Raw genomic sequence first — 22649 nt, forward strand, 5'->3', positions numbered from 1 at the left:
ACTAAAACGTGACTTTCTTGTGACAAAAAAGTGAAGGGTCTCTTTATTTTTTCATAAAAAAAGCACGCTCTGATTTGAGCTTGCTTCTCTACGGTCGATATTTTGCTTTGGCATTTAATTTAGATTGACGAATAATTTGGTTAATGACTTCAGAAAATACAATACCAATGGCAATTGAACCTGAAATCATAAAGGCTTTTGCTGCAAGACTAATCGCTTCATTATAATTATTTTCTACAAAGTTACGCATGGCATCGTATGCTGTTCCTCCTGGAACTAGCGGAATAATACCTGCTACGGTGAAAATAATGATCGGCGTTCGATAAATTTTTGCGTAAATTTGACTAATAATAGCAATAAAGAAGGCCGATGCAACTGTGCTTGGAATTTCATCTACGCCATAGAACGTTAGCAAATAGTAAATGAGCCAGCCAATCATTCCGACAAAGCCACTTTTTAATAATGATTCACGTGGAACATTAAAAATGATCCCAAACGCTGCTGAAGCAATAAAACTTGTAATTATCTGCTCTACGATATGCATATGATGCCTCCCTTCTATAGAAGCGTAAATACAATGGCAATACCTGCACCAATAGCGAATGCCGTCAGAAACGCTTCTGCTCCTTTTGATAATCCAGACAGCAAATGTCCCGCCATTAAATCTCGCACTGCATTGGTAATGGATAATCCAGGAACGAGAGGCATAACGGATCCAATAATAATTTTATCAATTTGCGTGCCTAGTCCTGAAGCGACTAAAAGAGCTGATAAAAGTCCAATAACTAACGAAGCAGTAAACTCAGCAAAAAAGCGAATCGGAATAAGACGGTGAAAATACACCACGGTTAAAAATCCGAGCCCTCCTGAAAACATAGCTGGAATAAAGTCCGTCCATAAACCTTGAAACATGATTAAAAAGCATCCGCTAGAAATGGATGCAGCTGCAAGTTGAACCCATAGTGGAAAAGCTACGTTCGTTGCTTCAATTTCTTGTAGCATTTCATACGCTTCCTCCAAGGAGATGTTTCCTTGACTGATTGTTCTTGAGACGCTATTTACCATGGTTACTTTTTTCAAATCTGTCGTTCGTTCGGAAATACGAATTAACTTCGTTTTCGTCGGTTCTTTCGTTTCAAGTGAAAACATAATCCCTGTTGGCGTCACATAGCTGTGGGATTTTTTTATACCGTAAGACGCTGCAATCCGCATCATTGTGTCTTCTACTCGATACGTTTCTGCTCCGCTTTCTAACATAATTTTACCTGCTAGTAAGCTAACGTCCATAATTTCATATTTATCTAATTTTTGTTGTGTCATCAAATCGCTCCAAACATATTAAAGCTTGGTTTTTTCCCCTACAGCATACAGTGTATAAGAAAGAGGGAAGTGGACGCAATGGTTAATGCAAAAAAGTGTGGACTTTTTGTCTCACACTTTCAGGAATAGTATATACATTCCTTATCAATTCATACGTTTTGTGGTCTCGCGCTCTACTAATACAGGTGCCATTTTATACTGTATCTGATCTATTTCTTGCTGATCCTGAATTTGCTGAAGTAAGAGGTTTACTGCTTTTTCAGCCATTTTCTCCATCGGTTGACGGATAGTTGTTAGTGGAGGATGCGCTTCACTAGCTTCTGTAATATCATCAAACCCTATAACAGACAAATCTGCTGGAACGTGAAGCCCGTTTTGCCACGCACAGTGTATCACTTTCAGAGCGATGTAATCCGTAGCACAAATAAGCGCAGTTGGAGGCTCTGGATGATGAGCTAGCTCATTTATAAACTGATATAGTTCATCTGAGTTATTCATATCTTCTTTCACAAACTTTGCGTTTGCTGACGGTACATACTGATAAAAAAGAGACAGACGGTGCTCGACTCCGCTTACAGCTTTTCCAACGAACCCTATCTTCTTATGACCAAGGTCCGTTAAGTGAGCAACAGCTAATTTCATTCCCACCGCATCATCTACATGTACAATCGGCCAAAGTGCAGAAGAGGCGTCTCCTGTAAGAGAAACGTAAGGCGTTTGATATTGTTTTAATACATCTACAAACGGATGCTGAGCAGCTACATAGTCTAATAAAATGACCCCATCAAACCAATGGTTCATCATAACATTTAATTGACGCTCAGCCGTTGCTTCTTCGTAATCCGTGTGTCCAATAAGAACGTCCATCCTTCGACTTTGAACTTGTTGTTGTACCTTTTTTAATAGTTCAATTAGAAATGGATCTTTTAAATCTCTAATTAATATCCCGATAATCCCTGTTTTTTGGGCCCGCAGAGCTGCCGCAAATGGATTCGTCTGATACCCTAAATGAGCTGCTGCTTTTAGTACTTTTTGTTTAGTTTTTTCACTGATTTTAATTTTACCGTCTTTATTATTGAAGATTCTTGATACCGTAGCTAATGAAACTCCCGCTTCTTTTGCTACTTCTGTAATCGTGACTTTTTTTCTCCCCATTCGTACCGACTCCTATTTTCTTTTAGTCTATCAACCAAGTAAGCATTTTTCTTTATTATACTACTAGAAGCCGGAACCACCGAAAACTACCTTCCCTACTTTTCACTAAACAGCCACTTTAACACATCTTGAATTTTTTGATCCCAATATGCCCAGTCGTGACTTCCTTTTCCTTCTTCATATGTAAAATAAATAGGCTCTTGCTTACAACGCTCGGAAAAACGTTTATTTTCCTGATATAAAAAATCTTCCGTTCCACAGCATTGATAAATACGCGGAGTCACTTCTCCATAGCGTCGGCGATTTTCAAGCAGCCAGAAAAGATCATCCTCAGGTCTAATAACAGGCGGCATGCCAAAAATCAAAGGATAATCTAAGAACTGCACTTCTCCACGTCCTCCAAGCCCTTCAACGTCCATCACTCCTGATAAACTGGCAGCTGCAGAAAATTGATGTGGTTTGCGAAACGCCCATTTTAAAGCGCCGTACCCTCCCATAGAAAGGCCAGCTACAAAATTATCTTCTCTTTTTTCCGATAACGGAAAGAATGATCTGGCCAATTGAGGAAGTTCTTCTGTTACAAACGTCCAATACTTCTTTCCATAAGCCATATCTCTATAAAAGCTACGATCTACATCTGGCATTACAACTGCAAGTCCTAATTCTGATGCGTAGCGTTCAATCGAAGTTCTTCTCATCCATATCGTATGATCATCAGAAAGACCGTGTAATAAATAGAGCGTAGGGTGTTTCTCACTTCTTGTATTGGTTTGTAAACCAATTTGAGATTTTGTTTGCTGCGGTATCAAAACGTTCATTGAAGTACTTATTTGCAATACTTCTGAAAAAAAATCACATTGCATAAATGCCATATTTCTCTTCCCCCCTATTTTTTCTTCCCTATTGATTGATAACAAAACGTACATAATTCATATAAAAGTTAAAAAATAGTTTGATTATTTACAATTTTTAGTTTAACATAAAAAACATCTTTTATGAAAACGTTTTACGTATAACGTTTTTTTAATTAAAATAATGATCTTGATTCAAAGGAGGAATTTATATGGGGATAGTAAAAGTAACTTCTGACGAGTATAAGGAGCAAAAAGGAAATCTATTTTTCGTGATTTTCATTTCATGTGCAGCTGCTTTTGGAGGGTTACTTTACGGCTATGACACAGCCGTCATTTCAGGAGCTATTGGGTTGATGGAAGTGCATTTTAATCTTAGTCCAACGATGGTAGGTTTTGTTGTATCTAGTCTGCTGCTCGGTGGTGCCGTTGGGGTACTTGCTTCAGGAAAACTGAGTGATCGATTCGGTAGAAAAAGCATCTTACTTTTAGCAGCTTCTTTATTTATCGTGTCTGCAATTATGCAAGCGCTATCTTTATCCATCTCTTTTATGATTATTTCTCGAATTATTGGAGGACTAGGCATTGGTATGGCTTCTGTTCTTTCTATTACCTATATTTCTGAAATAGCCCCTCCGCACATGCGCGGCCGCTTGGGCTCTCTTTATCAATTTGCTGTTGCTGTTGGGATTGTTTCTGTCTATTTTGTAAATGACTACATTTTATCTATTGGGGAAGGCGCTTGGCAGAATTCCACGGGGTGGCGCTACATTATCGGTGCTTCTGGCATTCCAGCTCTTTTATTTCTTCTTATCCTTTCTCCTGTTCCTGAAAGTCCGAGGTGGCTGGTAAAAGCAAACCGCACTTTAGAAGCTATGGAGATTTTAATTAAAATCAATGGTACACACATTGCACGCCAAGAGCTGTATCATATTGAGCAATCGTTAAAAGAAAATCAACCGGCTTCTCTTTCGCTTTTTAAAGAGGTCGGTCTTCGAAAAGCGCTGCTTATTGGTATTCTACTTGCAGCCTTTCAACAGCTTGTCGGAATTAATGCCATTATTTATTACGCCCCGCAAGTTTTTGAAGCAGCTGGAGCTAGAGGAGATTTATCGCTCCTTGTTACGTCTATGATTGGTGTAGCTGCCTTTTTAGGCGTTCTTTGTTCCATGTGGCTTATCGACCGGATTGGCCGCAAAGCTTTATTGCTTATTGGCACAGCTGGTATGGCTGTTACGCAGCTTCTCGTTTCCTTTGGGTTTCATTCTCAAGGTACTGAAGGGTTGACTACTAGTTTACTTATTGTTTTTTATTTATTTCTTTTTAATATTTCTATGGGACCGGTTGCATGGGTTGTGATTTCTGAAATCTTTCCTAATCACGCGAGAGGCTATGCAATGTCTATTTCCACGTTTTTCTTGTGGATAGCTAATTGGTTTGTGTCTCAGTTTTTCCCTATTCTTTGGAGCAAAGCTGGAGGATCTTTTACATTTTTATTCTTTATGATTATGTGTATGGCTTCATTTTTGTTTATATGGAAGTGGGTTCCAGAAACAAAAGGAAAGTTACTTGAAGAAATTGAACATATATGGAAATGAAGGGTTAGTTCAGGATATAAATAAATGAATCCAATCTAAAGATGAACAAATGGGATACATGAGCTAAACGGCTTGTGACACCGTAGTTGATTTCTGTGCAAGACTTCGCTTTCCGCGGGCGGGCGCTGAGCCTCCTCGTCGCTTACGCTCCTGCGGGGTCTCATCTGTTCCGCTTTTCCCGCCGCAGGAGTCTTCGTCTCGCCCTCCAATCAACTACTAGAAGAATCTAAACAGATGAAAACTACGTTCACCCTAACAAAAAAAAACGAACCAATAATCAAAAATTTTGATCAATGGTTCGTTTTTCACTTCGTCTAAAATACTTTCGTCCCAGCCTCTTCTTTTTATCGAATTTGTCCATCTCCGTAAATAATATATTTTAGCGTTGTTAATTCCTTTAATCCCATCGGTCCACGCGCATGAAGCTTTTGTGTACTAATTCCGATTTCTGCCCCGAAACCAAACTCTTCTCCGTCTGTAAACCTCGTTGAAGCATTCACATAAACAGCGGCTGAATTAACGCGCTGTAAAAAACGCTGAGCATGAGCATAATTTGTTGTTACAATCGCTTCAGAGTGATGTGAACTATGAACATTAATATGGGAAATCGCTTCATCGATATCATCTACGATTTTAACCGCCATGATGAAATCCAAATATTCTTTCTTCCAATCCTCATTTCCTGCCGGAACAAGATCTGGAACGATTGTTAGCGCACGTTCATCACCGCGTAATTCTACATCTTTCTCTCGTAGCGCTTGAACAATAATCGGCAAAAATTCATGAGCCGCTCGTTCATGAATAATCAGCTTTTCAGCTGAGTTACACACCGCTGGACGAGATGTTTTTGCATTAATGACAATATTGGCCGCCATGTCACCGTCATATTCTTCATCAACATAAATGTGGCAGTTCCCAGTTCCTGTCTCAATAACGGGAACCGTTGCATTTTTTACCACCGCTTCAATTAAACCAGCACCGCCTCGAGGAATTAATACATCGATATATTCATTTAGCTTCATTAACTCCAGTGCTGTTTCTCTCGACGTATCTTCAATAAGCTGTACGCTATGCTCAGGCAATCCTGCACTTGCCGCAGCTTGAGATAATACAGAAACAATCGCTTGATTCGAATAAAACGCCTCGCTGCCTCCGCGCAAAATAACTGCATTTCCTGCTTTTAAGCATAAGCCTGCTGCATCACACGTAACGTTTGGACGCGCTTCATAAATAATTCCTATGACACCAATGGGTACACGCTGCTGCCCAATTTGTAAGCCATTTGGTCGCTTCGCCATAGACAGCACTTCTCCTACTGGATCCGCAAGCGCAGCTACTTGGCGCAGGCCGTCTGCCATTCCATGAATCCGTTCTTCATTTAAAGATAGACGATCTAACATCGCTTTTGACATGCCTTTTTGAACGGCTTTTTCTATGTCTAATTCATTGGCTTTTAAAATCGCTTCTTGCTGACTCAATAAAGCAGCCGCCATTTTATAAAGCGCTTGCTGTTTTTGTTCACTCGTTACATTTCCTAAGAAATAAGAGGCATCTTTTGCCTGCTTTCCTTTAAGCTGCAATTCACTCATTTCATTACTCCTTCAGCTTGTTTTAAGAATAACGTTCCAATTTCTTGGCCTTCAATAATATCTCGCAAAATACTTGGCTCTTTACCATTTGCTAAGATTAAGCTCACGCCTGCACTTGTAGCTGTTTTAGCAGCGGTAAGCTTTGTGACCATTCCGCCTGTTCCAACGTCAGTTCCACTATCTCCAGCAAAATTCTCAAGCTCCGGTGTGATGCCATCTATTACTTTCATTAATTTAGAGTTAGGGTTTTTTGTGGGATCTGAATCAAAGAAACCGTCAATATCAGATAAAATAACAAGTAAATCTGCGTGAATCAAAACTGAAACAATGGCGGATAAATTATCGTTATCTCCAAAACGCACGATGTTTTCAATCTCATCGATTGCAACTGTATCGTTTTCATTAACAATAGGAATCACTTTGTCTTCAATTAATTTTTCAAACGTGTTCACAACGTTATTGCGCACATGTTCATCTTCGATTACATCTTTCGTTAACAGTACTTGACCAACAATGTGACTGTACTCACCAAAGAATTTACTATAGATATGCATAAGCTCACATTGCCCGACAGAGGCCGCTGCTTGTTTTTCTCGAATAGAAGTCGGCTTTTCTTTTAACTTTAGTTTTTTTACTCCCACTTGAACGGCACCTGATGTAACAAGCACAACTTCCTTTCCTGCATTCATTAAATCAGATAAAACACGCGCTATTTTTTCAATGCGTGCTAAGTTAATATCTCCATTATCATAGGTCAACGTAGATGTCCCTACTTTGACTACAATACGCTTGCTATTTTGTAACTCTTGACGATGGTTCACTCTTTTCATCTCCCTAACTAAAAACACCTAAATGCGTACTAATTTTTTTAAAAATTATAGCAGAGATTATGCGAAAAGTCTTATAGTTTTTCAAAGGGAATTTGAACTTTCTAATTTTTTAAATAATTAAGGGAAAAACTGGTGATAAAAGCGCTTTCTTCTTTTATAATGAAAGTTGTAAGGGGAACACACAATTACATAACGTTGTGTAGTAGTACAAACATCAGACAACTAAGGGATAGGGGGATTTGTAATGAATGCGGTTACGATTGTTATTGGATCTATCTGTATTTTAATGATTGCGTATCGGCTATACGGAACATTCATGGCTGTTAAAGTCTTGAAACTAAACGATGCGCAAAAAACGCCGGCACATGAGCTTGAAGATGGGAAAGATTATGTGCCAACCAACCGATGGGTAACATTTGGTCATCACTTTGCAGCTATTGCAGCTGCGGGTCCGCTTGTTGGACCTATTTTAGCAGCTCAGTTTGGCTATTTGCCCGGACTGCTGTGGCTTTTAATCGGAGCTGTAATCGGAGGAGCTGTTCACGATGCAGTTGTGTTATTTGCATCTATGCGCCAAAAAGGCCAATCGCTTTCAGAAGTGGCTAAAAAAGAACTAGGGCCCGTCGCTGGTTTTTGTACAGGCTTAGCCATGCTTTTTATCATTACCATCACAATGGCCGGTTTGTCTATGGTCGTGCTACACGCACTTGAGAAAAATCCTTGGGGTACGTTCGCTGTTGGAATTACGATTCCAATCGCAATGGGGGTAGGTATCTACCACAAAAAAACCGGTAATTTAAAAGCGGCTTCTACAGTCGGCTTCATTTTAATTTTAATCGCCGTATTTAGCGGTCCTTATATTCAAGGAACAGCTTTAGGAGATTTTTTAACGCTAGATATTAAAACACTTTCAATTATTCTTCCCGTTTATGCATTTTTCGCAGCGGCCTTGCCCGTTTGGCTGCTTTTAGCACCTCGAGATTATTTAAGCAGCTTTATGAAGATCGGCGTCTTTATCGCGCTGATTGTAGGCGTGTTTTTCGTAAACCCAGCAATTCCATTTCCTGCAGTTACTGAATTTATTCACGGAGGCGGCCCTATTTTAGCAGGACCTGTGTGGCCGTTCATTTCCATTACGATCGCCTGCGGTGCTATTTCCGGCTTCCATGCATTTGTTGGTTCAGGGACAACCCCTAAGATGCTCGACCGTTGGAGTGACATTAAAGTTGTAGGCTTCGGGGCGATGTTAGTCGAATGCTTGGTAGGAATTATGGCATTAATTGCCGCAACAGCTTTACATCCTGGAGACTATTTTGCAATCAACTCTACACCTGAAGTGTTTAAAACGCTCGGTATGAACGTGACAGCTCTTCCTCAGCTTAGCCAAGAGATTGGTCTAAACTTAGAAGGCCGTACAGGCGGCGCTGTTACACTGGCTGTAGGAATGACGTATATCTTCACGGAAATTCCTTGGTTCAGCCACCTGTCTTCTTATTTTTTCCAATTCGTCATTATGTTTGAAGCAGTGTTTATTTTAACTGCTATCGACGCTGGCACACGCGTTTCCCGCTATTTAATTCAAGACTTTTTCGGTGAATTTTATAAGCCTTTGAAGCGAGTAGACTGGCTTCCCGGGTCCATTTTTGCAAGCGCCCTAGCCTGTTTTATGTGGGGGTACTTATTATTCTCAGGAGATATTGGCTCCGTTTGGGCGCTGTTCGGCGTATCGAATCAGTTAATGGCTTCTATTGGTTTAATTATTGGAGCAACCGTCATTCTTAGAATTGCAGATAAACGCTCCTATATGCTTACTTGCCTTATTCCATTAGCCTACCTTTACGTAACGGTTAACTACGCAGGTTATTGGATGGTTAAGAATGTGTATTTAAATGAAGCTGCGGCAGGTTACAGCATATTAAATGCGACTCTTTCAATCGTCATGCTTATACTCGGTCTCATTATTATGATAGCCGCGATTCAAAAATGGACACAGCTTTGGCGCACGCCTCAGGCTGAGCTGGCAGCGAAAGCAAACTTAACACAAAATATATAAAACGAACACGCTTGCTTATATAAGCAAGCGTGTTTTTGATATGGTAATAGCCGGTCAAAATAATTGCACACCAGGCATTTTTATTATTAAACTAAATATACTATACAGAAAATTTTTAAAATAGTTCGTACACTTCACATGCTATATACCCCATTGACTACATCTCAAAATTAACACTTTAAATTATAATAATTATAATTTAGTATTGATTTTTTATTTAAAAATGTTATTATTATTTCTAACATAATAAAATTCAAATAAGAGGTGGTTCTAAGATGACAACAAACAAGAATAACCTAACGACTAGTTGGGGAGCTCCGGTTGGAGATAATCAAAATTCAATGACCGCTGGTTCACGCGGCCCTACTTTAATTCAAGATGTTCACCTTTTAGAGAAATTAGCCCATTTTAACCGAGAGCGTGTTCCTGAACGCGTCGTACACGCAAAAGGCGCCGGTGCCCACGGCTATTTTGAAGTGACAAATGATGTTTCAGCCTATACAAAAGCAGCTTTCCTTTCTGAAGTAGGAAAACGAATGCCTCTATTTGTTCGCTTTTCAACAGTAGCTGGTGAAAACGGCTCAGCAGATACCGTTCGCGACCCTCGCGGGTTTGCTGTTAAATTTTATACAGAAGAAGGAAACTACGACTTAGTTGGAAATAATACACCTGTATTTTTCATCCGAGATGCGATTAAATTTCCTGACTTTATTCATACACAAAAACGCGATCCACGCACACATTTAAAAAACCCGACGGCCGTTTGGGATTTCTGGTCTTTATCTCCTGAATCTTTGCATCAAGTTTCTATTTTAATGTCTGACCGCGGTATCCCGGCAACTTTACGCCATATGCATGGATTTGGCAGCCACACATTTAAATGGGTTAATGCCGAAGGAGATGGCGTTTGGGTAAAATATCACTTTAAAACAGAGCAAGGCGTAAAAAATCTCTCTCCAGACGTAGCTGCAAAGCTAGCTGGTGAAAATCCAGATTATCATACTGAAGATTTATTTAATGCCATTGAAAAAGGCGATTTCCCTTCATGGAAGCTGTACGTTCAGATTATGCCATTAGAAGACGCTGACACGTATCGCTTTGATCCGTTTGACGTAACAAAGGTTTGGTCACAAAAAGACTATCCGTTAATTGAAGTAGGTCGCATGGTCTTGGACCGCAATCCAGAAAATTATTTTGCCGAAGTGGAGCAAGCTACATTCTCACCTGGAACGCTTGTACCGGGAATTGACGTATCACCTGATAAAATGCTGCAAGGTCGACTATTCGCATACAGCGATGCACATCGCTACCGCGTGGGTGCTAACCATCAAGCGCTACCGATTAACCGTCCGCGCAATGAAGTAAATAACTATCAGCGTGACGGTCAAATGCGCTTTGACGATAACGGCGGCCGTTCTGTTTACTATGAGCCAAACAGCTTTGGCGGTCCGACAGAATCTCATAAAAACAAACAAGCGGCATACCCTGTTTCAGGCGTTGCCGATAGTGTTGCATATGATCATAACGACCATTACACGCAAGCGGGTGACTTATACCGCCTTCTAAGCGAAGACGAACGTACACGACTAGTTGCAAACATCGTTGAAGCTATGAAGCCTGTAGAAAAAGAAGAGATTAAACTGCGTCAAATCCAGCACTTCTACAAAGCGGATCCAGAGTATGGAACACGCGTTGCAGACGGTTTAGGGTTATCTGTTCCGCAGCAAGTAAAATAAAGATATCAGTTTTCCAGATGAAAAAATAAAGGTATTTTTCTCATTGTAGATTATCTTTTATTCTCAATTAGTTTAACATTTTATCACTAAATAAGTATCCATATTTTATGGATACTTATTTAAATTCTTGTAAAAAGAGGAAGGAATGAAGAAATGATTGGACAAGAAATAAGATGTAATCAGTGTGATAGAGAAATAAAAGTACTAAAGCACAGTACGCTTTGCGGTTGCGGAATAAAATTACGAACGCTAAAAAAAGAGAAGCAACCAGCATAATGAGGTTGCTTCTCTTTTTTTACTAGATATGATGTTTATATTCACTCACATTAAAGAGTAATCGTTACTTTAAATAAATCTCCGTCAATTTCAATATTCAGTTCTCCTCCGTGCAAATCAATAATTGACTTAGCAATAGCTAACCCAAGTCCGGAGCCATTGGTTTGTCTTGAAGTGTCCCCTCTTTTAAATCGTTCAAACAGCTCATCTGCCTGCTCATTTAATTCATATTTACTTACATTTTTAAATGTTAGTTTCACTTGTTCGTTTATTTCTTGAACAGAAATATAGACACGCGTTTGTTCAAGTGAATATTTCAATATATTCTCTATCAAATTGTCAAATACTCTCCATAATTTTTGACCATCTACAGTAGCAAATATCGGCTTTTCGAGAGATTGAATACGAAATTGCAGAGTTGAATCTTCAATTGCTTCATCATATTCAGCTAAAGCCTGATGAAGAAGCTGGTTAATATCAATTTTATCTTTATGCAATTCTACATTTCCACTTGCCATTTTTGACACTTCAAATAAATCATCAATAAGTGTTTGTAAACGTTTTGATTTACGGTCAATAATTTCAACGTAAGCATGTTGTTCGTCCGAAGTAAGATCTTGCGACTTTAGCAACGCTGTATATGTCATAATAGAAGTCAATGGTGTTCTTAAATCGTGACTGACGTTGGTAATTAACTCTGTTTTCAAGCGTTCACTTTTAACTTGAACATGCTGAGATGTTTGAATCTGCTGCTGGATATGATTTATATTTATCGCTGCTTGAGTCAAAGCTGATTTTCCTTTGATAGGTAACGGCTCTTTCCACTCGGCTGTGGCGATTCGATCAATTGAAATAATAATTTTATTTAAATAATTAATTCGTAGCATAAGCAGTATCAAGGTAACCACTCCTACAACACTTCCAACAGCTAAGTATAGTATGGATACTTGTTCTGCAAACATAGATCCACTAGTCAATAGAGCTGCAACAGCAAACACGGCAAAAACTAAAAGCAGCACTACAACCATTATATGCATGCCAATATGTCTGATAATAAAAATAAATTGAAGAAAATAAATTACTTGATAAACACACGTTCTTTTATATTCTTCTTTTATATCATCTATTGTGCGCATACGCTGAAACAGTAGAAATACTTGAAGTGCCCATAGGGAAATAGCTATGGATATTGCTATCATATAAAAGAAGAACGTAGCAACATGCTTATATGACTCTAATAATGAAGCAGGATAGCCGTTCAGAACTAGACTTAATGTAAAAAATGAGTATAAAAGAAAAACAATTATACAAATATCTAAAGGTGTTTTTTTATAAACCCTCTGTACTGCAGTTTGTCTGGTTATTTCTTTTAAATGTCCAGTTATTGTTTTTTTATAAATAAAGTAACCTATTAACAGAGCTAGTATCCCTGACAACGCATACACGAGAAACGCTACATTTTGATGATGATAATAGTTATACTCATCAAATAAAGGACTAATGAAGGTTTCTTTTTCAGGAACAGCAATTATACCCGTAAACCTCTGCTTTAAATACCGGGTTGGGATCTCTGATTCTGCCTCACTGCTTAACGATGAATTTTTATATTCATCTGCTTGAAACACAAGCGGTGATTGAGCTGAATAAGTATGTTTATACAATATATTTTTCTGTTTTACTAATTGATTAACATCTTCTTTGCCTGCGTTTTGGATGTTCGTGTATATTTTGTTTGTATTCCTACCTTTTAAATAATACATGATGTCTTTTTTATATTGAGATAATGTTTTTTGTCGATCAAAAGCTTCATCATAAAGTTTCTTCATTTCGAGTTTTTTGTTTTTTACTATTTCTTCTCGAATAAATTGATCATCTTGGAACTTTTTTTGAATGTTTTTAATTTCTAGATCCTGCTGTTTTGCATAGGCAGCTTCAACGTTTTTGCTCTTTGCCTGCTTAGCGTCTTCTATTTTTTCTTCATATTTATCGTGCACATTTTTTATTTGTTCTGTTAATGTTCCTTCCGTATATCGATACGACTCAATCTCTTCTTCTGTTATCTTATTTGCATTAACGGTATTCTTATCTTTTTGTGTCAATTCTAAAAGGTAGAGATCATTTGTAAAACGACTTATTTGTTTTTTGAAGTCTTCTGATTTTACATAGCTGCTTTTTTGTAAATAGTTTGTTTTTAATAGATTATGCACGTTACTAATTGAAGAAATAGTTGCTCCTAAACCAAATAAAAACAAGATAATCCCTATAGCTGAGATGACGCTACTTTTCCATTTTGTATCCAAGTCCCCACACAACCTTTACATATCTCGGATTTTTTGGTTCAATCTCAATTTTTTCTCTTATTTTTCTAATGTGTACCGCTACTGTGTTTTCTGCGTTGTAGCCTGGTTCATTCCATACGCGTTCATAAATATCATGTATGGAAAAAACTCTCCCTGCATTTCTCATTAATAACTCTACAATTTTATACTCAATGGGAGTCAGCTTAATGAATACCCCATCAAGAGTGACGGACTTAGCCTCAATATCAAGTGCAAGACCTCGGATATCAATCGTCTTTGTTTCCTCATATGTACCTAATGTCACATATCTTCTTAACTGTGATTTGACTCTCGCTATCAGTTCTAATGGATTAAAAGGCTTTGTCACATAATCATCTGCTCCTACCTGCAGACCGAGCACTTTATCTGCATCTTCGCTTTTAGCGCTCAGCATAATAATCGGGATATTTTTTTGTTCTCGGATTTTAAACGTCGTTGAAATGCCATCTTGCCTTGGCATCATAATATCAAGAATAATTAAGTGAACTTTTTCTTTATTTAGTATCTCTATGGCTTCGATTCCATCTTTGGCCGTAAAGACTTTAATACCTTCATTTTTTAAATAAATAGCAATACCATTACGGATTTCTTGCTCATCGTCTACGACTAAAACCACATATTCGTTCATTGATTTCTCACACTCCTTTCAAAAGTATATCATGGGTCATTTCGTCTATGGATTTTATTGTAAACTGCATTTCTTAAGAAAAAGGAAGGGGAAATCTTAAGATTTTCTTAAGCTTCATATGTTGAAAAAGGTTTAAAGAATAGGGATAACAGGAACGTTAAAAGAAAAAATATAATCAATTCCTCATTTGATTTTAAAGAACTATCCATGAGCGATTATATCTTTTTATTTAAAAGGAGGATGATTTAACTTGGAACGGAATCATACAATTATGCAATTTTTCGAATGGCATGTGCCAGCTGATGGCGAGCATTGGCAACGCCTCAAAGAGCTCGCTCCTCAACTAAAAGAACAAGGAATTGATTCCGTGTGGATACCCCCGGTTACAAAAGGTGTTTCATCAGAAGATAATGGCTACGGCGTTTACGACTTATACGATCTTGGCGAATTTGATCAAAAAGGAACCGTTCGTACAAAGTATGGAACCAAGCAAGAGCTGCATGAAGCGATTGATGCCTGTCATAATCATGGAATTAATGTCTATGTGGATATTGTAATGAATCATAAAGCTGCAGCAGATGAAAAAGAAACGTTCCATGTCATTGAAGTGGACCCCATGAACCGAACAGAAGAAATTTCTGAACCTTTTGAAATTGAAGGGTGGACAAAGTTTACATTTGAAGGGCGCGGCGATCAATATTCTTCTTTCAAATGGAACTTTAATCATTTTAACGGCACTGATTACGATGATAAAAATGGAAAAGAAGGCGTTTTTCGTATTGCCGGGGAAAACAAAAGCTGGAACGAAAATGTCGATCAAGAGTTTGGCAACTACGATTATTTAATGTTTGCGAATATTGATTACGATCACCCTGAAGTTCGAGAAGAAATGATCAAATGGGGAAAATGGTTAGCAGACACTCTGCAGTGCGACGGTTATCGATTAGACGCCATTAAACATATTAACCACGATTTTATTAAAGAGTTTGCCCACGAATTGTCCTCTTCTCAAGAAAAGCCATTTTATTTTGTAGGAGAGTTTTGGAACCCAGAGTTAACAGCCTGTCAGGAATTCCTAGACGTGATTGATTATCAAATCGATTTGTTTGACGTATCGCTGCACTATAAACTGCATGAAGCCTCTCAGCAAGGAAGAGATTTTGATTTAACCACGATTTTTGATGATACATTAGTCAAGACTCACCCGTTGAATGTTGTCACATTTGTAGATAACCATGACTCTCAGCCAAATGAATCTTTAGAATCTTGGGTAGAAGATTGGTTCAAACAAAGTGCTTACGCTCTAATTTTACTTCGTGAAGACGGCTATCCTTGTGTGTTTTACGGAGACTATTTTGGGATAGGCGGAGAGCACCCAATTGAGGGAAAAGAAAAAGATATTTCCGCTCTCTTGCATGTACGCTATGACAAAGCATACGGCCAGCAAGACGATTATTTTGACCACCCGAATACTATTGGATGGGTACGGCATGGTGTAGAGGAATTCGAGAAGTCTGGATGCGCTGTGGTGATGTCAAACAGCGAAGATGGTGAAAAGAGAATGTTCGTCGGCGAACACCGAAGTGGACAAACGTGGATTGATTTCACAAACAATCGAGAAGATCAAGTTGTGATTGAAGAAGATGGCTACGCACAGTTCCCTGTAAATGGCGGCTCTGTATCCGTTTGGGCTGAAGCATAAAAAAAACAGTGGCCTGCGCCACTGTTTTTTTTACCATAGACCTAGCAGTTTCCACCACAAGCCGCCAATTCCAATCCAAATGATAATATGAATAATTGAAATTAAAAAGCCGAGCGACCACCATTTTTGCTGCGTTACATATCCACTACCGAAGAACACCGGTGCCGGTCCACTGCCGTAGTGAGTTAAACAGCCAAATAAATTGCTAAAGAACGCTAAAATTAATGCTGACAGTAACGGAGGCGCACCAGCGGCCACGATGACAGATAAAAATGCTGCGTACATAGCGCTGACGTGAGCCGTATTACTCGCAAAAAAGTAGTGAGAATAAAAATACGCAACAGCTAGTACAATCAACGCCGTCATCCAAGACATATGACTAACAGTTCCTTTCATCAGATCACTGAACCAAGGAATCATGCCTAGATCATTTAAGAAGGTTGCCATCATAACCAAAACAGCAAACCAAACTAATGTATCCCATGCTCCCTGTTCTTTTTTGATGTCCGACCAGCTTAATACTTGCGTTAAAAGCAGCGTACATAGACCAATAAAAGCAGTTGTTGTTGCATTAATATTTAAATTAGCGCCAAAAATCCACAGCACAAGAAGAAGTAAAAATACGCCAATCATGTACCATTCTTCTTTCTTTAGCGGACCCATCTCATTTAATTTTTTTACTGCAATTTCAGATGCTTCCGGTGTTTCTTTTAATTCTGGCGGATACAGCTTATAAATAACAAGCGGAATAACAATTAAACTAATAATTCCAGGTACAATTGCAGCCGCTGCCCAGCCAACCCATGAAATAGTCTTTCCTGTAATTTGTTCCGTCATTTTAACAGCAAGAGGATTGGCCGCCATTGCTGTTACGAACATAGCGGATGTGATCATATCTCCTTGAAACGATACTTTTGTTAAGAAAGCACCGACTCTGCGCTCCGTACCGTCTCCAGTTCTCGATCCATATGTTTCGGATAAAGAACGAATGATTGGAAGAATAATTCCTCCAGCTCGTGCTGTATTAGACGGCATTGCAGGTGATAAAAGTAAGTCACTTACGATAAGAGAATAAGATAGCCCCAACGTCTTTTTACCGAACAAACGAACGAAGATATAGGCAACCCTTGTTCCTAGACCAGTCTTAATAAAACCTCTAGAAATAAAGAATGCAATAACGATTAACCAAATCGTCGTATTTTGAAAACCGCTGAGCGATTGTTCAAGTGTTAATGTATTAGTTAATACAATAATGGTTAAAGATAAAATAGCTACACTGCCTAATGGCAATGGTTTAATGATAAGCCCTACGATAGTAGCCACAAAAATAGCGAATAAGTGCCAAGCCTTCACATCAAGTCCGGATGGAGGTGTAATAAACCATAAAACAAGTCCGATTGCCAGACAAATTAATAAAGGAACAAATTTCACTTCGCCGGCAGGCTTTTTTGTTGTTTCAGCCATAATCTTTCTCCTTTCATGTTTTTTAATAATAGTAGTAGTATGCTCTTTCTACTTCGTACCCAATACTTATCCCATTTAAAATAAAATAATTGTAAAAATACGTTTCGTAAGGATGATATTGTAAAATTGTGAAGTGTTGAGCATAATTGCTTTATTATTTTATCATATATATTGACAATATTTATCTCCTACCTTCATTTTATTCCCTGCAAAATGGCTTGTAAGCGTTATTTTATCTAAAATAAATAAACTGCATGAGTTCATCATGCAGCCTTGCATTTAGCGATTTATTTTTTGAATAAACACGACTTTTAAATAATTACCTGACTTAAATTCTTTTATTGTTTTAAAATCAGATGGAAGAGCGAACTGCTCCATCATTTTGTACCGTTCCCCTTTTTCATTAAAAGCTTTTTCAATAAACGAATGGAATTTTTTCATATCAAAATTGCTTGCATTCGTAGATGCTACAATGACACCGTTTGGCTTTGTAAGCGCAATGGCTTCTTTTAATAAATCTTTGTAGTCTTTTGCCGCGCTAAACGTATGCTTTTTCGACTTAGCAAAGCTTGGCGGATCTAGCACCACAAGATCGAAGGTCATGTTCTTCTTGACCGCATATTTAAAATACTTGAAAACATCTTCTACGATAATGTCCTGTGCTTCTTGATCAATTCCATTTACACTAAATTGCTCAATTGTTTTTGCCAAGCTGCGATTGGCTAAATCGACACTTGTTGTTTTCGCAGCTCCTCCAAGAGCGGCCGCCACTGAAAATGCGCCTGTATACGAAAACATATTTAGCACGGTCTTTCCTTTTGCATATTTATCTCGAATCGTTTTACGGACGTCTCGCTGATCTAAAAAGACTCCCACCATCGCTCCGTCATTTAAGTAAACGGCAAAACGAATACCATTTTCTTTTATAATTAAAGGGAATTCACCTTTATCCCCTGCTACAAAATCATCTTCTTCAATGTACTGTCCTTTGACATTAAAACGTTTTTTTTGATACAGCCCTTTAAAGTTAGGCGCAGACTTTAAGGCTTCAATAACGTATTCTTTAAATTGATAAATTCCTTCACTATACCAACTCATAACGTAATATCCGTCATAATAATCAATAATCAAGCCGCCGATTCCGTCACCTTCACTATTAAATACGCGAAAAGCAGTTGTGTCTTCAGACGCATAAAAGTCATGACGAGAAGCAATAGCTCGCTGAATTTTTCTTGCAAAAAATGCCGCGTCAATTTGCTCACTTTTCTTCTTCGTAAGAATCCATCCGTAGCCTTTGTTTTGTTTTCCATAGTAGCCTTTGGCTAAAAATTGATTCTTGGGAGTGACTAAGTTAATAATAACCCCTTCTTCTTGCAGTTTATGACCATCAACAAGCGCATCTTTTTCAATGAGTGGATAACCCTTGTTCACTTTTTTAATAAAAGCTTCTTTGGCTATAACTTGTACTTCTTTTCTCATGTGTACACCCTATCTATTTAATTTATTTCATTCTGGTTCTATCCATTTTACAACAATAATCTACATTTATCTTAACATAGATAAACAGCCCCGTTTCTAGTTATAAATAGAAAAGCAGAGGATGCCTTGAAGCACCCTCTGCTTGATATGAATGAAAAATGAAATGTATATTTTATGTTTTAAGATAAAAAATTATGAGCACTCTTGTCCTGTATAAGCATCGAACTTAAGCGTCTGCTGCCTGCTTCCGCTCGCTACCGTTACTACGTATACAGTTATTGAGTTTTCTGTTATAAGCTCAATATGCTTTACTTTTCCTTCTTGATGTTTTAAAGCAAGAACTTTTACAGCGTTCTCAGTTAATGGCTGAAGCTTAGCTTGTTTTACCTGTGTGATTTCACCCGAAACCGCATCGATTGTGACTGTGTATTCCGTATTATCTTTGATTATTTTCACTGTAAAAATCGCTGCGTTTTGATCATATTCTACCATTCTCACCTTACCTGCATATGTAGCCAATGCAAGATCTTTTGCATCTTGTCTCGTTAATAGCTTCACTGTTTGCTGAGAAGTATTAACTACTTTTCCGGTGAAAGCATCTAACGTTACTGTATATTGAGTGCTATCTTTAAGAATCACTGCAATATACTGACTAGCGGATTCTTTAAACTCTAGACTATAGACGTAACCACTATATTGTTTAACAATTGCTTCTTTTATTTTTTGCTCTGACATTAGCTGCAGCTCGTTTTTATTCTCATGAATGACTTTCCCCGTTAGACCATCAACGGTTAGCGTATATTCTACTCTGCCATCTACTATGGTTAACGTATATTCACGCGTTTCTTTGTTAAATGTAATAGATTGAATAACGCCTTTATACTGCTTAGAAACAGATTCTTTCACTTGATTTTGTGTCCATAACTTGACTTCTTGCTTGTTTACTACTTTTCCAGTACTTGCATTTACTTCTACGATTCTTTGCTCCAGGTTATTCGTTACAATTGTAATTACATACACACTTGATTCCTGCTTAAATTCCGTAGATGTGACCGTCCCTTCGCAATCTTGCAGAGCAATACCTTTTGCCTGAGCTTGCGAGATACGCACATGCTCAGTTGTTTCTGCTTTCGCTGTCTTCATTTCTGCAGCGTGACTTGTTGTAATAGAGCTAAATGCAATTGCAGTTCCTAAAGCAGACGTAGACAATACTTTTGCCCATTTAATCATCCTTAAATTTCCTCCTCTTTCACCATTAGACTTTCCATCTAATTTATGGTGTTTTATCTAGTACGCCGTTCATTATGCAAAAGATTTCTGAGAATAAGACGAATAGAAGCTTAAAGTTAGCTGAAGATATAAGAATAGCTACTATTTTTCAGCTTGCTTTCAGCTATTATTCAGTGCTGTTTCAGATAAAAAAGCATAATAGAAAGTAGAGGAGCAAAGGAGTTTTCACCATGATGGAACAACTAAAAGGAATTAAAGTCTTGCTTATAGATGACGAACCAACTATTTTACAATTTTTATCTTTAGGTTTAACGAATGAAGGATTTGATATCAAAGCTGCCCAAGACGGAATTGAAGGAATTAATATAGCCAAAGAATTCAATCCTCATATCGCTATTGTAGATATTATGCTTCCAGGAATGGATGGATTTGAAGTATGCCGCTTGTTGAAGAAAATGGGGAATATAGCTGTCATCATGCTAACAGCAAAAGATCAAGTAAACGATCGGGTAAAAGGGCTGACTATTGGAGCAGATGATTATATGGTCAAACCTTTCAGTTTTGAAGAACTTCTTGCGCGCATTCAAGCTAGAATCCGCAATCAATTTCCCAACTTATTAGACGAAGTATCAATTGGTCCATTTAAAATTGATGACCGCCGCAAAGAAATTAAATACCTTAATCACATACTTGATTTATCCCCTACTGAATATGCACTCTTAAAATTCTTGGTTATTAATCATGGTCTCGTACTAAGTAAATCCACCATCTTGGATCGGGTGTGGGGTTATGATTTTGGAGGAGAAGAAAACATTGTAGAAGTATACATTCGATCACTGAGAGAAAAATTACAGGACCATAGCCGAACCGTCATTCGAACGCTTCGCGGTGTAGGATACCGGATTGATATTTCATGAAATACAAACGGTTCTTTCCGCTGAACTCTCTTCGCCTTCAGCTCTTATTCAGAAGTTTGCTTGTTATTTTGAGTTTACTGATACTGATAGGCTTGTTTCAATACGTGTTCATGAAGCAATTTATTTACACGAATAAAATTAAAAGCATCGAAGACCAAATTCACTTGATTCCCGATGATGTCTGGAAACATGATATTGAAACAAGCCAGAATGTAAAAAGATCAAGACCCATGGTTTATTTCCCGGGTGTTAATATTACCTTTATTAATCAAAAGAGCACATTTTTACGGCTGGCTAAGGATCCACATCATTCTTACTTTCCCAAGCTTTCTGCATCTACATACAAACAAGTAATGAAAAACATCAAACAGCCGGACAACACGATGAGCCTCATAAAAAAAATCGATGGTCATCAAGAGCAAGTCATTGTTTTAAAACCAATTGTCTTTGACGGAGAAATCCAGGGAGTTATTCAAATCAATACTCCAACAGAATCACTAAGAGACCTGTTAATCAGACAAATGATGATCTTTTTAATGCTTTCACTTACTGCAATGACCATTGCTTTTTTTGTTTTTTCTTCTGTTTTAAAACAGACGTTAATCCCTTTGTTTATTACTACTAAAAAAGTGGAGCATATTAATGCCGGAAGCTTGCATGACCGCTTGCCTGTTAATCAAGGACAAATTGAAATGGACCGCCTTTCTCTTTCTATTAATGAAATGCTTGAACGTCTTGAAAAAGCATTTAAAGCAGAAACAGAAGCCAAAGAACAAATGCGGCGTTTTGTTGCGGATGCTTCGCATGAACTGCGCACGCCGCTTACATCTATTCACGGCTTTTTAGAAGTTTTACTAAGAGGGGCTAGCAGCAATCCCGAGCAGTTAAAAGACGCCTTAAAAAGCATGTATGGAGAGTCCAAAAGACTGCGCAAGCTTATTCAGGATCTTCTGCTTCTTGCTCAGCTCGATCAACTTCCGACGTTTCAAAAAGAGTGCTGTTTTGTAGATGAATTGATTTTAGATATGAAACCTCAACTCATATTATTGGCTGGGAACAGAAAAGTTTTATTCGACTTCCCAAGCCGTTTACCATCAGACATTAACAAAGATCAATTTAAACAAGTTGTTTTAAACTTATTTTCCAACGCAGTACAGCATACAAATCCAACTACAGGAGTTATTCAAGTGATAGGAAAAGTAAACGAGAAAGAACTTTCATTAAGAATACAAGATAACGGTCACGGCATTCCTCAAGAGCACCTTCCTCATTTATTTGAACGATTTTACAAAGCTGATGCTTCACGTTCTCGAGCATACGGAGGAGCAGGTTTAGGTTTAGCCATCAGCGCATCTATTATAGAGCTGCACGGGGGAAAAATACGTGTAAAAAGCAAATTGAATGTAGGAACTGCTTTTGAAATTGTATTGCCCTTAACGTAAAAAAGACGATTGCTGTAAAGCAATCGTCTTTTTTTATCAA

18 protein-coding genes are annotated in these 22649 nt (G+C 38.1%); 6 read left to right on the forward strand and 12 right to left on the reverse strand.

Going from position 1 to position 22649, the window contains the following annotated elements; genetic code table 11:
* Nucleotides 1–88: 88 nt before the first annotated feature.
* The 4 genes from Q5794_RS26815 to Q5794_RS26830 all read right to left on the reverse strand — a co-directional run bounded on the left by Q5794_RS26815 (nt 89) and on the right by Q5794_RS26830 (nt 3347).
* On the reverse strand, nt 89–544 hold the full coding sequence (locus tag Q5794_RS26815; protein ID WP_013059882.1) for a threonine/serine exporter family protein: 456 nt from the start codon (nt 542–544) through the stop codon (nt 89–91).
* A gap of 14 nt (nt 545–558) precedes the next feature.
* Nucleotides 559–1320: a threonine/serine exporter family protein gene (locus tag Q5794_RS26820; RefSeq protein WP_013085528.1), complete on the reverse strand. Its 762-nt coding sequence runs from the start codon at nt 1318–1320 to the stop codon at nt 559–561.
* A gap of 144 nt (nt 1321–1464) precedes the next feature.
* Nucleotides 1465–2475, reverse strand: a complete 1011-nt coding sequence (locus Q5794_RS26825; RefSeq protein ID WP_215054891.1) for a LacI family DNA-binding transcriptional regulator — start codon at nt 2473–2475, stop codon at nt 1465–1467.
* 95 nt (nt 2476–2570) lie between these two features.
* Nucleotides 2571–3347, reverse strand: coding sequence for an alpha/beta hydrolase family protein (locus Q5794_RS26830; protein WP_215054892.1), 777 nt, complete (start codon nt 3345–3347; stop codon nt 2571–2573).
* 191 nt (nt 3348–3538) lie between these two features.
* On the opposite strand from Q5794_RS26830, the gene Q5794_RS26835 reads away from it, so the two are divergent.
* Nucleotides 3539–4924 carry a sugar porter family MFS transporter gene (locus Q5794_RS26835; RefSeq protein WP_374988573.1) on the forward strand — a complete coding sequence of 462 codons (1386 nt, stop codon included), beginning with the start codon at nt 3539–3541 and terminating at the stop codon, nt 4922–4924.
* A 63-nt stretch (nt 4925–4987) separates the two neighbouring features.
* Here the strand turns inward: Q5794_RS26835 and Q5794_RS26840 are convergent, their stop codons facing one another.
* From Q5794_RS26840 to proB, 3 genes are all read right to left on the reverse strand, one after another.
* On the reverse strand, nt 4988–5137 hold the full coding sequence (locus tag Q5794_RS26840; RefSeq protein ID WP_215054894.1) for a hypothetical protein: 150 nt from the start codon (nt 5135–5137) through the stop codon (nt 4988–4990).
* A gap of 131 nt (nt 5138–5268) precedes the next feature.
* Entirely contained in the window at nt 5269–6513 is a 1245-nt protein-coding gene (locus Q5794_RS26845; protein ID WP_374988574.1) for a glutamate-5-semialdehyde dehydrogenase, read from the reverse strand.
* Nucleotides 6510–7343 (reverse strand): glutamate 5-kinase, encoded by an 834-nt coding sequence (gene proB, locus Q5794_RS26850; RefSeq protein ID WP_251034399.1) that lies wholly within the window; start codon nt 7341–7343, stop codon nt 6510–6512. Before proB ends, Q5794_RS26845 begins: the two co-directional genes overlap by 4 nt.
* A 244-nt stretch (nt 7344–7587) precedes the next feature.
* On the opposite strand from proB, the gene cstA reads away from it, so the two are divergent.
* Both cstA and katA read left to right on the forward strand, forming a co-directional pair.
* Nucleotides 7588–9396, forward strand: a complete 1809-nt coding sequence (gene cstA, locus Q5794_RS26855; RefSeq protein WP_215054897.1) for a carbon starvation protein CstA — start codon at nt 7588–7590, stop codon at nt 9394–9396.
* A 275-nt stretch (nt 9397–9671) separates the two neighbouring features.
* The gene (gene katA / locus Q5794_RS26860; RefSeq protein WP_215054898.1) at nt 9672–11132 is read left to right on the forward strand and encodes a catalase KatA; all 1461 of its coding nucleotides are present in this window, start codon (nt 9672–9674) and stop codon (nt 11130–11132) included.
* A 326-nt stretch (nt 11133–11458) separates the two neighbouring features.
* Here the strand turns inward: katA and Q5794_RS26865 are convergent, their stop codons facing one another.
* A complete protein-coding gene (locus Q5794_RS26865) occupies nt 11459–13708 on the reverse strand; it encodes a histidine kinase dimerization/phospho-acceptor domain-containing protein (RefSeq protein WP_374988575.1) in 2250 nt (749 codons plus the stop codon).
* The gene (locus Q5794_RS26870) at nt 13686–14375 is read right to left on the reverse strand and encodes a response regulator transcription factor (protein ID WP_192997031.1); all 690 of its coding nucleotides are present in this window, start codon (nt 14373–14375) and stop codon (nt 13686–13688) included. The genes Q5794_RS26865 and Q5794_RS26870 overlap by 23 nt, the downstream gene beginning before the upstream one ends.
* A gap of 250 nt (nt 14376–14625) precedes the next feature.
* Between Q5794_RS26870 and Q5794_RS26875 the strand changes: the two genes are divergently transcribed.
* Entirely contained in the window at nt 14626–16077 is a 1452-nt protein-coding gene (locus Q5794_RS26875) for an alpha-amylase (RefSeq protein WP_215054900.1), read from the forward strand.
* Nucleotides 16078–16107: 30 nt separating this feature from the next.
* On the opposite strand, the gene Q5794_RS26880 is transcribed toward Q5794_RS26875, so the two are convergent.
* From Q5794_RS26880 to Q5794_RS26890, 3 genes are all read right to left on the reverse strand, one after another.
* On the reverse strand, nt 16108–17541 hold the full coding sequence (locus tag Q5794_RS26880; RefSeq protein ID WP_374988576.1) for an anion permease: 1434 nt from the start codon (nt 17539–17541) through the stop codon (nt 16108–16110).
* A gap of 279 nt (nt 17542–17820) precedes the next feature.
* On the reverse strand, nt 17821–19020 hold the full coding sequence (locus Q5794_RS26885) for a class I SAM-dependent rRNA methyltransferase (RefSeq protein WP_215054901.1): 1200 nt from the start codon (nt 19018–19020) through the stop codon (nt 17821–17823).
* Between the two features lie 192 nt (nt 19021–19212).
* Entirely contained in the window at nt 19213–20250 is a 1038-nt protein-coding gene (locus Q5794_RS26890; protein WP_215054902.1) for a PepSY domain-containing protein, read from the reverse strand.
* Between the two features lie 233 nt (nt 20251–20483).
* Here Q5794_RS26890 and Q5794_RS26895 point away from each other — a divergent pair, with 233 nt between their 5' ends.
* Together Q5794_RS26895 and Q5794_RS26900 are read left to right on the forward strand one after the other, a co-directional pair.
* Nucleotides 20484–21167, forward strand: coding sequence for a response regulator transcription factor (locus Q5794_RS26895; RefSeq protein WP_374989252.1), 684 nt, complete (start codon nt 20484–20486; stop codon nt 21165–21167).
* A complete protein-coding gene (locus Q5794_RS26900) occupies nt 21164–22609 on the forward strand; it encodes a cell wall metabolism sensor histidine kinase WalK (RefSeq protein WP_215054903.1) in 1446 nt (481 codons plus the stop codon). Before Q5794_RS26895 ends, Q5794_RS26900 begins: the two co-directional genes overlap by 4 nt.
* Nucleotides 22610–22649: the final 40 nt, after the last annotated feature.

It is taken from the genome of Priestia megaterium, assembly GCF_041941685.1.
GTDB lineage: Bacteria > Bacillota > Bacilli > Bacillales > Bacillaceae_H > Priestia > Priestia megaterium_C.